The 11,021-nt window shown below is 72.8% G+C and carries 15 protein-coding genes; 10 read left to right on the plus strand and 5 right to left on the minus strand.

All coding sequences use genetic code 11. The annotated features are described in order from the left end of the window. Window positions 1–107 precede the first annotated feature (107 nt). The 6 genes from GTY56_RS32625 to GTY56_RS32650 all read left to right on the plus strand — a co-directional run bounded on the left by GTY56_RS32625 (window position 108) and on the right by GTY56_RS32650 (window position 3,393). Entirely contained in the window at window positions 108–557 is a 450-nt protein-coding gene (locus GTY56_RS32625; RefSeq protein WP_161368883.1) for a DoxX family protein, read from the plus strand. Beyond that, a complete protein-coding gene (locus GTY56_RS32630) occupies window positions 557–973 on the plus strand; it encodes a Zn-ribbon domain-containing OB-fold protein (protein ID WP_161368884.1) in 417 nt (138 codons plus the stop codon). Before GTY56_RS32625 ends, GTY56_RS32630 begins: the two co-directional genes overlap by 1 nt. Window positions 974–1,083: 110 nt before the next feature. Next, entirely contained in the window at window positions 1,084–1,719 is a 636-nt protein-coding gene (locus tag GTY56_RS32635) for a GNAT family N-acetyltransferase (RefSeq protein WP_161368885.1), read from the plus strand. A 95-nt stretch (window positions 1,720–1,814) separates the two neighbouring features. Beyond that, window positions 1,815–2,027, plus strand: a complete 213-nt coding sequence (locus tag GTY56_RS32640; protein ID WP_161368886.1) for a DUF4287 domain-containing protein — start codon at window positions 1,815–1,817, stop codon at window positions 2,025–2,027. Window positions 2,028–2,090: 63 nt separating this feature from the next. After that, a complete protein-coding gene (locus GTY56_RS32645) occupies window positions 2,091–2,999 on the plus strand; it encodes a GNAT family N-acetyltransferase (protein ID WP_161368887.1) in 909 nt (302 codons plus the stop codon). 7 nt (window positions 3,000–3,006) lie between these two features. Beyond that, window positions 3,007–3,393, plus strand: coding sequence for a DUF5958 family protein (locus GTY56_RS32650; protein ID WP_346345638.1), 387 nt, complete (start codon window positions 3,007–3,009; stop codon window positions 3,391–3,393). Here GTY56_RS32650 and GTY56_RS32655 read toward each other — a convergent pair. From GTY56_RS32655 to GTY56_RS32670, 4 genes are all read right to left on the minus strand, one after another. Continuing rightward, window positions 3,390–4,016: an NADPH-dependent F420 reductase gene (locus GTY56_RS32655; RefSeq protein ID WP_161368888.1), complete on the minus strand. Its 627-nt coding sequence runs from the start codon at window positions 4,014–4,016 to the stop codon at window positions 3,390–3,392. The two genes, GTY56_RS32650 and GTY56_RS32655, sit on opposite strands and share 4 nt — an antisense overlap. Window positions 4,017–4,129: 113 nt before the next feature. Next, window positions 4,130–4,807, minus strand: coding sequence for a pyridoxine/pyridoxamine 5'-phosphate oxidase (locus tag GTY56_RS32660; protein ID WP_161368889.1), 678 nt, complete (start codon window positions 4,805–4,807; stop codon window positions 4,130–4,132). Between the two features lie 45 nt (window positions 4,808–4,852). Then, a complete protein-coding gene (locus tag GTY56_RS32665; RefSeq protein ID WP_161368890.1) occupies window positions 4,853–5,278 on the minus strand; it encodes a pyridoxamine 5'-phosphate oxidase family protein in 426 nt (141 codons plus the stop codon). 96 nt (window positions 5,279–5,374) lie between these two features. Next, the gene (locus GTY56_RS32670) at window positions 5,375–6,544 is read right to left on the minus strand and encodes a thiolase C-terminal domain-containing protein (protein WP_161368891.1); all 1,170 of its coding nucleotides are present in this window, start codon (window positions 6,542–6,544) and stop codon (window positions 5,375–5,377) included. Window positions 6,545–6,648: 104 nt separating this feature from the next. On the opposite strand from GTY56_RS32670, the gene GTY56_RS32675 reads away from it, so the two are divergent. Continuing rightward, on the plus strand, window positions 6,649–7,836 hold the full coding sequence (locus GTY56_RS32675; protein WP_161368892.1) for an acyl-CoA dehydrogenase family protein: 1,188 nt from the start codon (window positions 6,649–6,651) through the stop codon (window positions 7,834–7,836). Then, a complete protein-coding gene (locus GTY56_RS32680; RefSeq protein ID WP_161368893.1) occupies window positions 7,833–8,336 on the plus strand; it encodes a nitroreductase/quinone reductase family protein in 504 nt (167 codons plus the stop codon). The genes GTY56_RS32675 and GTY56_RS32680 overlap by 4 nt, the downstream gene beginning before the upstream one ends. Window positions 8,337–8,387: 51 nt before the next feature. On the opposite strand, the gene GTY56_RS32685 is transcribed toward GTY56_RS32680, so the two are convergent. After that, on the minus strand, window positions 8,388–9,023 hold the full coding sequence (locus GTY56_RS32685; RefSeq protein ID WP_161368896.1) for a TetR family transcriptional regulator: 636 nt from the start codon (window positions 9,021–9,023) through the stop codon (window positions 8,388–8,390). Window positions 9,024–9,156: 133 nt separating this feature from the next. Between GTY56_RS32685 and kbpA the strand changes: the two genes are divergently transcribed. Next, window positions 9,157–9,879: an AfsK-binding protein KbpA gene (kbpA, locus tag GTY56_RS32690; protein WP_202511046.1), complete on the plus strand. Its 723-nt coding sequence runs from the start codon at window positions 9,157–9,159 to the stop codon at window positions 9,877–9,879. 193 nt (window positions 9,880–10,072) lie between these two features. Next, window positions 10,073–11,021: protein kinase domain-containing protein (locus GTY56_RS32695; protein ID WP_161368894.1), on the plus strand; the 949-nt coding region annotated here is incomplete at its 3' end.

Here is an 11,021-nt window from a genome sequence, read left to right on the forward strand (position 1 = left end):
GGTGATCGTTCCTGGCGGGGGCGGGTGGGGGCGGCTGGGGTGATCCACCACAGGAAGGGTGTGCGCGGGCCTTGCGGTCCCCGATAACTGACGTACCGTCAGATTGCATGGACACGATCTGGCTCACCGGAGCGGAATGGCTGGCCGTGCTGCGGATCGGGCTCGGGCTGTGGTGGCTGGAGAGCTGGCGGCACAAGGACCGCGAGGCCTGGTTCGAGCGGGGCACCGGCATCACGTGGGCGGCCGGCATAGCCGCCGAGCACCGCTGGAGCGCCGTCCGGTCCGGCTTCGAAGCGGCCGTCGCGCCGCGCCCGCGCGTGATGGCGTACGTCGTCGTCCACGCGGAACTGGCACTCGGCCTGGGTCTGATCACCGGCTTCCTCACCCCGGTCGCCCTGGCCGGCGGGCTGCTCCTCAACGCCCTCTACTTCACGCTCATGATCCACGACGTCGCCGAACAGGGGCAGAACTCGATGATGGCGCTGATGTCGGTGGTCGCGCTGTTCGGCATGTCCTGGCAGACGTGGTCGCTGGACAGCGCGCTGGGGCTCTTCTGATGGCCGGCCGCTTCGACCTGCCCGAGCCCGACGCCTTCACGCGGACGTACTGGGACGCGGCCGCCGGGGGCAGACTGCTGATCCGGCGCTGCCGGGCCTGCGGCCGGGCCCACCACTACCCGCGCGAGTTCTGCCCCCACTGCTGGAGCGAGGACGTGACCTGGGAGACGGCGAGCGGCCGCGCCACGCTCTACACCTGGTCCGTCGTCCACCGCAACGACCTGCCGCCGTTCGCGGACCGTGTGCCGTACGTCGCCGCCGTGGTCGAACTCGCCGAGGGACCGCGGATGATGACGGAGATCGTGGGTGCGGCGGTCCACCGGGCCGGGCACGCTCCGGGCCTGTCGGCCGGGGCGGACCTGGAGGTGGTGTTCCGGGAGGGGGTCCCGGTGTTCCGTCCGGTGCCGACGGACTGAACGGGTCGGCGTCCGGGGAGCCCGGCTGCCCGGAGCCCGGGCCCGAGGGACAACCGCGTTCTTCCTCTCACGGCACCCCGGACCGCGCCCCAGGGGATTGAATGGGACCCATGGCCCCCATACGCGACCACTCGATGACCGGCCCCCACCCGGATCTCCGCGGCCACGGCCTCCTCCTGCGCCCCTGGGACGCGGGGTCCGGTGCCGACGTCGACACGTGGTTGCGCGGGCTGCGGGATCCGGAGTTCCGGCGCTGGAACACCCCGTTGCGCCCGGTCACGGACCGGGCGAGTGCGCGCGAGTCGCTGCTCGCGCGGGCGCAGGCCGCCATGGAGGGGACGTCGGTGTCGTTCCGGGTCGCGGACGCGCGCAGCGACGCCCCGCTGGGGCACATCGGCGTCAACGAGATCAAGTACCACCTGAAGTCCGCCCGGGTCGGCTACTGGGTCCTCCCCGAGGCACGCGGTCAGGGCGTCGCCACCCGGGCGCTGCTGCTCACCGCGCGCTGGGCCCTGACGGAGCTCGGCATGCACCGCCTGGAGCTGGACCACGCGGTCGGTCACGACGCGTCGTGCCGGATCGCCGAGAGATGCGGGTTCCCGTACGAGGGGACCCTGCGCGGTGCGATCTTCCAGGAGGAGCGGCACGACGCGTTCCGGGACGCCCACATCCACGCCCGCCTGGCCACGGATCCGGAGCCGGCGGACCCGTGGGGGGACCCGGGCGGACAGGACGCCGGCATGTGATGTGCGTCACCGTCGATGGGCGATCAGTCCGTCCCGCACCGCGGGTCATACCCCTTGACCGCAGTCATACCGCAGTGCAGAAGGGACCGGCCGCCATGACCGCACCTGTGAAGGGCCCCGCCAGCTACTTCCCCTCCATCGAGAAGAAGTACGGCCGTCCGGTCGCCGAGTGGCAGGAGCTCATCCGCACCTCGCCGCTGACCCGGCACGTGGAGCTCGTCAACTGGCTCAAGACCGAACACGGCCTGGGGCACGGCCACGCCAACGCGCTGGTGGCGCACACGCTCGCCGGGGGCGCCGGCGCGTGAGGCGAGAGGGCCCGCCACCGAAAATCAGGAGAGTCCGGGCGGCCCCGGACGGCACCATGAACCATGGATACCGACACCGATACAACCACGGACACGGGCAGTTGGCACCTCACCCATGACCTCGACGACTTCCTGACCCGCGCGGGTGCCTTCCTCCGCTCCCGGCCGGCGTTGCACACCGTGCCGTTGACGGTCACGGAGAACCTGCGGACGCGCGGCCGGAGCGTGTACGGGCAGGGAGCGCCGGAGTTCGGCGTGCTGGAGCGGGGCGGAGAGGTCCGGGCGTCCTTCTTCCGCACCCCGCCCCACTGGCTGAACGTCACGGCCCTGACCCCCGAGGAGGCCGACGCCCTCGCCGCGCGACTGGCCGCCCTCGGCCGGAGCCTGCCCGGGGTGAACGCGGAGTCCGGCACCGCGACCGCCTTCGCCGCGGCCTGGCAGCGGCACACGGGCGCGGCGGCGGCCCTGCGCCAGCGCCAGCGGCTCTACCGGCTCGGCACCCTGAGCGAGCCCGGACCCGTGCCGCCCGGCCGGCCCCGGGTCGCCGTCGAGTCCGACCGCGAGCGACTCCGACGCTGGCACGACGAGTTCGGTGAGGCCGTCGGCGGAGGTACCGTCCGCGACTCCGCGGAGTGGGTTCAGGCGCGTATCGACAGCGGGAGCATCACCTTCTGGGAGACCCCCGACGGCACTCCCGTCGCCATGGCCGGCACGAGCCCCCGGGTCGCCGGTCAGGTCCGCGTCACCACCGTCTACACCCCGGCGCGCTTCCGCGGGCGTGGCTACGCGGGCGCGGCGACGGCCGAGGTCAGCCGGGCCGCGCTGGCCGCCGGGGCGGACGAGGTCCTCCTCTTCACGGACCTGGCCAACCCGACCAGCAACGGCCTCTACCAGCGCATCGGGTACCGGCCGGTGGCGGACTTCGAGGTGTACGACTTCACGCGGGGGAGTGCGGGACGTGACTCTGAATGAGCGCGCTGTGCTGCTCAACGAGCTCGCCCAGGGCCTGCGCCCGCAGGCAGAGGGGCTCGCATGGTTCGAAGGCCTGGGTGAGGACGATCAGCACGAGGTGCTGCTGACGCTCCGCGAATTCTGCGTCCAGGCCCGTGCCACCGGTGAAGACGCGGTGGAAGCCATCCGGCGCTCCGGTCTCCGGCCGACCCACACCCCGTCGGTGCTGATCCTGGCCGGGCGCTTCGACCAGCAGCTGGGAAAGGTCGCCGCCTTGCGGCCGCGGCATGAGCGGATCAAGGCGTTCCGTCTGCTGGTCCACGTTCTGGGCCTCGCGGACGCGCGGCGCCGGGAGCGGTACTGCGCCGACGGGTGCGGTCACGACTGGCATCGGCTGGGAGGGGGTGCCGTCTAGGCAGCCGCCCGCGGCACCACCCGGATGTTGAACGTGTGGGAGCCGAGGCCGTTCGCGATGCCCATGAAGAGCAGGGCGAAGTGCTCCTGGCCGCGGGCCGTGGTGATGCCGCCGATGTCCAGCTGGGACGAGGCGGGCCAGCCGAGGTCGGTGAGCAGGCGGCCGGTGGTCTGTTTGGCCCGGGGGTCGTCGCCGGAGAGGAAGACGGTGGTCGGGCCGGCCAGGCTGTCGGGCGCGGTCATCGCCGTCGAGTCCATGGTGCACAGCGTCTTGACGACGGGCGTCTGGGGGAAGGCCCGCTGGATCTGTTCGGCCAGACTGCTGTTGGGGTGGGACAGCTCCGTGTAGTCGTCGGAGAGACCGACCCCGACGTCGATCAGCAGCCTGCCGGCCAGGGCGGGTGCCCCGAGGGAGCGGAGCAGGTCCAGGGAGACGGTCCCCGGGGTCGCGTTGACCAGCGCCTCCGCATGGGCCGCTGTCTCGTCCAGACCTGCCACGGGCAGTCCCAGGTGCGTTCGTTCCCCGGGCTTGCGCGAACCGAGGAGGACGTCGTGTCCCGCCGCGCTCCAGCCGTGGGCCAGGGCGCGGGCGACGTTACCGGTGCCGAGAAGTCCTATACGCATGGTGCGACGCTAACCGGCACCGCGCTCCCGAGGATCGGACCGCGGGACCAACCGGCCGGCACCAACGGCCTAGTCCTCGAGTCGCCGTCCACCGACGGAAGTTGACGGTCATCTCACGGCCACAGCAGCTCCCGCGTCCACGCCTCGCCGCCCTGCTCCCCCTTGCGCCGGTAGCGGAGCCGGACGTGCCGTCGTCGCTCGTCCCCCTGGAAGAACTCCACCTCCTCGGCCCGCAACCGGTACAGCGTCCAGGACGGCACCGGTGCCTGCGGCTCGCGTGACGCCCGTTCCCACGCCGACTCCGAGGCCCGGGCCAGGTCGTCCAGCGAGGGGAGGACCTCGCTCTGCCGCCCGGTCAGCGCCGCCGCCAGCGCCCCGGTCGAGCGGGCGTGCAGGTCGCCCTGGGCGTCCTCGGAAGGGGCCGCCGTGACCGGGCCGCGCACCCGGACCTGGCGGCCCAGCACCGGCCAGTAGAAGCCGAGCGCGGCGTAGGGGCGTCCCGCGAGGTGCCGGCCCTTGCGGCTCCCGGCGTGGGACGCGAAGGACCAGCCGTCGGCGTCCGCGCCGTGCAGCATCACGATCCGTACGTCGGGCAGGCCCGACTCGTCCGAGGTCGCCAGCGACATGGTGTGCGGTTCCGTCTGGCCGGCGGCCACCGCCGCCGCGAACCACTCGGTGAACAGGGGCAGGGGAGCGGCCGGGGCGGCGGCGGACTCGAAGGCGGGCAGGTCGGTGACCTCCGGGTCCCAGACCCGGAGTGACCTCAGCAGCTCGTGAAGATCGGTTGCCATGCCTCGATTGTCACCGGTTGCGGTGACTCCTGGGGTGGGCGCGTGTCACACCTGCCCCAGGTCCGACGACAGCCACCGCTCCGGGCGCATCCGCAGCACCTGGTGCCCGTCGTGGTTCTTCCAGGAGAAGTCCACGTAGCCGTCGACCTTGTCGGCGGGCAGGTAGCGCGCCGAGATCTCGCGGAGCTGTTCGAGGGTGGCGGGCGACGAGTCCACGACCGGGCCCTCCACCGAGACGTACCGGATCGTGGGTTCCAGCCGGTCCACCATCAGCGAGAACCGGCCCGCCGCACTGATCAGCTTGTTCTTGCGGGAGTCCGGGCCCGTCAGGATCCAGATGTCGCCGCCGGGCTCGTACTGGTACCAGATCGGCACCGTCAGGGGTGCGCGGCCCGCCCCCGCGTCGACCGCGAGCGCCGCGATGTGCGGTTCGGCCAGGAACTGTTCACGCTCTTCGCGGGTGAGGGCCATCTCAGGTCTCCTTCGACGGGGTGGTCGGCATGCGAAGCAGTACAACGCCCTTGTCGGCAAGGGCTGTTCCCCGCACGGCCCGTGGCATCCCGCTCCTCACCCCGCCCCCAGCACCACCGTCCCCGACGAGCAGAACCAGCCCCCCGTCCCCGACGCCACCGCCAGGCGCGGCAGCGTGCCGTCGCCCCGCCGCACCTGGCGCTCCCCGCACTCCCCGCGCAGCTGCCGCACCGCCTCCACCAGCAGGAACAGCCCCCGCATCCCCGGGTGCTGGGCCGACAGCCCGCCCCCGTCCGTGTTGACCGGCAGCTCACCGCCCTCGACCCGCAGGCGCCCCTTCTCCACGAACGCCCCGCCCTCGCCCTTCGCGCAGAAGCCGAGGTCCTCCAGCGTCACCAGGGTCATGTAGGTGAACGCGTCGTAGATCTCGGCGACGTCGATCTCCGACGGCCGCACCCCCGCCCGTTCGAACGCCAGCCGCCCGCTCACCGCCGCCGGCGACACCGTGAAGTCCGGCCACTCGGACATCGCCGCGTGCGACACGCACTCCCCGGCCCCCAGCACCCACACCGGTGACGTACGGCAGTCCCGTACGTACTCCTCGGCCACCAGCAGCACCGCCGCCCCGCCGTCGGACCGCACGCAGCAGTGCAGCTTGGTGAAGGGATCCGCGATCACGGGCCCGGCCAGGACCTCCTCGACCGTGACCGGCGTGCGGTACATCGCCTCCGGGTTGAGGGCCGCATTGGCCCGGGCCTGGACCGCGACCTCCGCCAGCTGCTCGATCGTCGTGCCGTACTCGATCATGTGGCGGCGGGCCGCCATGGCGTACTTGGCGATCAGGGTGTGGCCGTAGGGAACCTCGAACTGAAGGGGGCCCCGTGTGCCGAAGGACAGGGTTCCGGTGCGGCGGCCCGCGCGGACGTCGGCCCGGGCCGTCGAGCCGTAGACGAGCAGCACCGCGCGGGCGTGCCCGGCGGCGATCGCGTCCGCCGCGTGGGCCGCCATGACCTCCCAGGTGGAGCCGCCCACGGAGGTGGAGTCCACCCAGGTGGGGCGCAGGCCCAGGTGCGCGGCGACCTCGACGGGCGCCAGGGTGCCGAGGCCCGCCGAGGCGAAGCCGTCGACGAGCGTGCGGTCCAGGCCCGCGTCGGCCAGGGCGCGGCGGGCCGCCTGGGCGTGCAGGGCGTACGGCGTCGCGTCGTCCACGCGGCCGCAGTCCGCAAGGGCCGCGCCGACGACGGCCACTTTCCTCCGGGCCACCATGGATCTGACGGTACATCAGATATGGGCGGACGCGGCAGGGCTCTGGGCTTCCCTGTTCCACAGCCCTAATATGACGCACCGTCAGATGCGGAGAGAGGTGCCCCATGGACGCCCGCTTCACCGACGAACAGGACGAGATCCGCCGCACTCTGCGCGATCTGCTCGACAAGCGGTGCGGTCCGGTAGAGCTGCGGGCCGCCGTCGACGCCCCGTCCGGCCACGACCGGGCCCTGTGGACCGCCCTCGCCGGACACCTGGGACTGCCCGGACTGGCCCTCCCCGAGACCTGCGGAGGAGTCGGCGGCACGGTCACCGAACTGGCCCTGGCCTGCGAGGAGACGGGCCGGGCCCTCGCCCCCACCCCCCTGCTGGCCACCGCCGTCCTCACCGCCCCGCTGCTGCTCGCCCTCGGCACCGGCGCCCAGCGCGCCGGGCTCCTGCCGCGCATCGCCTCCGGCCGGCTCACCGCCGCCCTCGCCGTACCGGGGTCCGCCCTCGCCACCGCCCTCGCGCTCACCGGCCAGGACCGGAGCGGGCAGTGGGCCGGCGGAGGACGGGCGGGGGGCGTACAGGCCCGGCGGGCGGAGGGCGGCTGGCAGGTGTACGGGCAGGTCGACCAGGTGCTCGACGGGCACAGTGCCGAGCTGCTCGTGGTCGCCGCGCACACCGGGGGGTTCGCCCGGTCGCGTGTGCTCCTCTTCCTCGTGCGCGGGGACGCCCCCGGCCTCACCCGCGTCCGGCAGACCGCCCTGGACGCCACCCGCCCGCAGGGGCGGATCCAACTGCGCGACACACCCGCCGAGTTGCTGGGTGAGGAAGCCGCCGACGCCCTCGCAGCGCTGGCCCGGCTCGGCGACACCGCCGCCGCCTGCCTCGCCGCCGAGGCCGTGGGGGCCGCCGGCCGGGTGCTGGAGCGGACCGTCGACCACGTGGGGCGGCGCGAGCAGTTCGGCAGGCCGGTCGGCTCCTTCCAGGCGGTCAAGCACCGGCTGGCCGACGCCTACGTCCAGGTTCAGGCGGCCCGGTCGGCGGCGTACTACGCGGCCTGGGCCGCCGCGGCCCCCGGGGCGGAGACGGCCGGCGCTCTCGCCCTCGCCCAGGCGCTCGAAGCGCTGCGCCGCGCCGCCGCCGAGGGGATCCAGCTGCACGGCGGCATCGGATTCACCTGGGAACACGAGGCTCACCTGTACTTCAAGCGTGCCGCGGGCGACGAGCTGCTGTTCGGGCCGGTGCACCGGCTGCGGGCACGGGCGGCCGACGCGGCACACGTCTTCGAGGAGGCCGGCACATGAGGGGCGCGCGTGTGGTGCAGAAGGTGTCGTCGACCAGAGGCTTCGCACGGGTGGCGCCGCATGTGGTGCCCGCCCTCGACCGGGCCGTCCACCGGCTCACCCGGGGCAAGGTGCTGCTCAGCGCCCACCTGCTCCCCGGTGTGGTGCTGACCTCCACCGGGGCCAGGAGCGGGCTGCCCCGTCGTACGCCCCTGGCCTGCATGCCGCAGGACGGCGGGCGCTGCTGGATCCTCGTCGGGTCCAACTTCGGGCGGCCGGGCCACCCCGCCTGGAGCCACAACCTGCTCGCGCACCCCGACGCGGAGATCAGCTGGAAGGGCCGGGACGTTCCGGTCACCGCCCGGCTGCTGGCGGGGGAGGAGCGGGCGGCGGTGTGGCGGGCGCTGCTGGCGTTCTGGCCGCCGTACGCGGCATACCAGGCGCGGGTGGAGCGGGAGATCCGGGTGTTCCGGCTCGTGCCGAGGCACGAACACGCGACGGGCGGCGGTCCACCTGTGTGAACCGCCGCCCGCCAGACAGGACGTGGATGCGTAAGAGGCCGAGGCGCCGCGCTATTTCGTCGGCTTCCGGCCGGTGACGCCCAGGTGCACCAACAGGGCGAGGTTCGGTTTCAGTTCGGCCTGCTTCACGCCCCAGGAGGAGAAGCCCTTCTGGTGGGAGGCGACGGCCGCGAGCATCGCGACGAGCGAACCGGCGACGGCCGCCGGGTTCACGTCCTTGTCGACCCTGCCCTTGGCCTGGAGCTCGGCGACGGCGTCCGCGAGGGAGTTGTTCACCGAGTTGAGGATCTTCATCCGGAGTTTGTAGAAGCGCTTGTCGCCCTCGGCGGCACCGAGGTCGACGACCCGGAGGATCGCGTCGTTCTTGCGCCAGAAGTCCAGGAAACCGTCGACGAGTTCCTGCGCCGTCTGCCAGCCGGCCTTGCCGGCCCAGGAACGGCCCTCCAGGAGCTCGGTCAACGCGGCCCCCTCGGTCGCCATTTGCTCGGCGATCTCCAGGACGGCGCCCTCGACGTCCGGGAAGTACTGGTAGAAGGTCGCGGGCGAAGTGCCCGCCTTCCGGGCGACATCGATGACTTTGACGTCCCGGTACGGGGAGGAGCTGAGCATCTCGCTGAGGCAGTCGAGCAGCTTCTGCCGGGTCGCCTGCCCACGCCTGCCGGCCACGCGGCCGTCGACGGTACGCACTTGTCCTGTCATGCCGTCAGCTTACCGAGGCGCGATCGGGGCGCGATTCGGCCGACTGCAAATGGGGTGTGGGGGAGTACGGCGGCTGTGTGCCTGGTCTGCGGGTTGCGGCGGTCGCGGTTACGTTGTCGGCATGGCCGAAAACAGGGCATCGGTGTACGGAGAGGGCGTCCCCTGCTGGGTGGACGCGCAGCTTCCCGACGTCGAGGCGGGCAAGCGGTTCTACGGTGAACTTTTCGGGTGGACCTTCGAGGACTGGTTCGGCTCCTTCGCGCAGGCGCTGAAGGACGACGAACCCGTGGCCGCGCTGGTCCGCAAGGTGGACGGCCGGCTGCCCACGGTCTGGACGGTGTACTTCGCCACCCCGGACGCACCGGCTCTGGCCCGGCGCATCCGGGACGCGGGCGGGCAGATCGTCTCGGCGCCGGTACCCGCGGGGGAACTGGGCGTCACCGCGCTCGTCACCGACCCCGAGGGGGCCGTCTTCGCCCTGTGGCAGCCGGAGGAGCACCCCGGCTTCGGCAAGCGGCACGAGCCGGGCACCTTCGCCTGGGCCGAGCTGTACGCCCGCGACACCGAGGCCGCCAACGCCTTCTACGGCGAGCTGTTCCGGCAGGCCCTGTTCGGGCCGGACGCCGAGCCCGACTTCGGCCGCGCCCCCGTCTCCGACGTCTTCCCGGCGCAGATGCCGCCGCACTTCCTCGTGCACTTCGCCGTCGAGGACGTACCGGCGGCGCTGGAGGACGTGCGGCGGCTCGGCGGCCGGGTCCAGGCGCCGCCGTTCGAGACCTCGTACGGCGAGGTCGCCGTCGTCACGGACGATCAGGGGGCGTCCTTCGCGCTGTTGCGTCGCTGAGCAGGCATTGTTTGGTCATCGTTCGATCACTTATCCTCCGAGGCATCCCAATTGTCACCGGGTTCGCAACCAGGGCTCCGGCCAGGAAGAATCAGGGTGCGTGCCGCCATGGCGGTGCGGTGGTGAGACGCTGCACGGGGTCGCGTGGAACATGTGGCTTTGGCGCGGCTCGTACGGGGAGGTGGCAGGCAGAGTGGTGGATCAGCTGACGCAGCACGATCCGCGGCGGATCGGGCCGTTCGAGGTGCTGGGACGGCTGGGTGCCGGCGGCATGGGGCTGGTCTATCTCGCGCGTTCGGCGTCCGGCCGGCGCGTGGCGATCAAGACCGTCCGGACGGAGCTGGCCGAGGACCAGCTGTTCCGGGTCCGCTTCACGCGTGAGGTGGAGGCGGCCCGCGCCGTCTCCGGCTTCTACACGGCCGCGGTCGTGGACGCCGACCCGCGCGCCGCCGTGCCGTGGCTGGCCACCGCGTACGTCCCCGCGCCCTCCCTCGAGGAGATAGTGAACGACTGCGGCCCGATGCCGGCCCAGGCGGTGCGCTGGCTGGCGGCGGGCGTGGCCGAGGCGCTCCAGTCCATCCACGGCGCGGGCCTGGTGCACCGCGACCTCAAGCCGTCGAACGTCCTGGTCGTGGAGGACGGGCCCCGGGTGATCGACTTCGGCATCGCGTCGGGCGTCTCGAACACGCGTTTGACGATGACGAACGTCGCCGTCGGCACGCCCGCCTACATGTCCCCCGAGCAGGCGAAGGACTCCCGCAGCGTCACCGGCGCCAGCGACGTCTTCTCCCTGGGCTCCATGCTGGTCTTCGCCGCCACCGGCCACCCGCCCTTCCACGGCGCCAACCCGGTCGAGACGGTCTTCATGCTGCTGCGCGAGGGCCCGGACCTCGAAGGACTCCCGGACGAACTGCGGCCCCTCATCGAGTCCTGTATGCAGATGGACCCGACGGCCCGTCCCAACCCGGCCGACCTCCAGGCCCAGCTGGCCCCCCACCTCTTCGGCTCCGGCTCCGACGACAGCGGCACGGCCTCCGCATGGCTGCCCGAGCGGGCCGTGGGCCTGATCGAGTCCCGCCGCAACGGCCGTCCGGCCGGCAAGCCCGCTTCCGGCGCCGGCCGCAGCGGCGGCGGACGCCCCG

The organism is Streptomyces sp. SID5643 (assembly GCF_009872555.1).
Classification (GTDB): Bacteria; Actinomycetota; Actinomycetes; order Streptomycetales; family Streptomycetaceae; genus Streptomyces; species Streptomyces iakyrus.

Coding starts and splice junctions, on each gene's coding strand:
- GTY56_RS32645 (WP_161368887.1), top strand. CDS start 2,091: ATGGATACCGACACCGATACAACCACGGACACGGGCAGTTGGCACCTC.
- GTY56_RS32670 (WP_161368891.1), bottom strand. CDS start 6,544: ATGGTGGCCCGGAGGAAAGTGGCCGTCGTCGGCGCGGCCCTTGCGGAC.
- GTY56_RS32640 (WP_161368886.1), top strand. CDS start 1,815: ATGACCGCACCTGTGAAGGGCCCCGCCAGCTACTTCCCCTCCATCGAG.
- GTY56_RS32665 (WP_161368890.1), bottom strand. CDS start 5,278: ATGGCCCTCACCCGCGAAGAGCGTGAACAGTTCCTGGCCGAACCGCAC.
- GTY56_RS32655 (WP_161368888.1), bottom strand. CDS start 4,016: ATGCGTATAGGACTTCTCGGCACCGGTAACGTCGCCCGCGCCCTGGCC.
- GTY56_RS32660 (WP_161368889.1), bottom strand. CDS start 4,807: ATGGCAACCGATCTTCACGAGCTGCTGAGGTCACTCCGGGTCTGGGAC.
- kbpA (WP_202511046.1), top strand. CDS start 9,157: ATGGCCGAAAACAGGGCATCGGTGTACGGAGAGGGCGTCCCCTGCTGG.
- GTY56_RS32635 (WP_161368885.1), top strand. CDS start 1,084: ATGGCCCCCATACGCGACCACTCGATGACCGGCCCCCACCCGGATCTC.
- GTY56_RS32675 (WP_161368892.1), top strand. CDS start 6,649: ATGGACGCCCGCTTCACCGACGAACAGGACGAGATCCGCCGCACTCTG.
- GTY56_RS32680 (WP_161368893.1), top strand. CDS start 7,833: ATGAGGGGCGCGCGTGTGGTGCAGAAGGTGTCGTCGACCAGAGGCTTC.
- GTY56_RS32630 (WP_161368884.1), top strand. CDS start 557: ATGGCCGGCCGCTTCGACCTGCCCGAGCCCGACGCCTTCACGCGGACG.
- GTY56_RS32625 (WP_161368883.1), top strand. CDS start 108: ATGGACACGATCTGGCTCACCGGAGCGGAATGGCTGGCCGTGCTGCGG.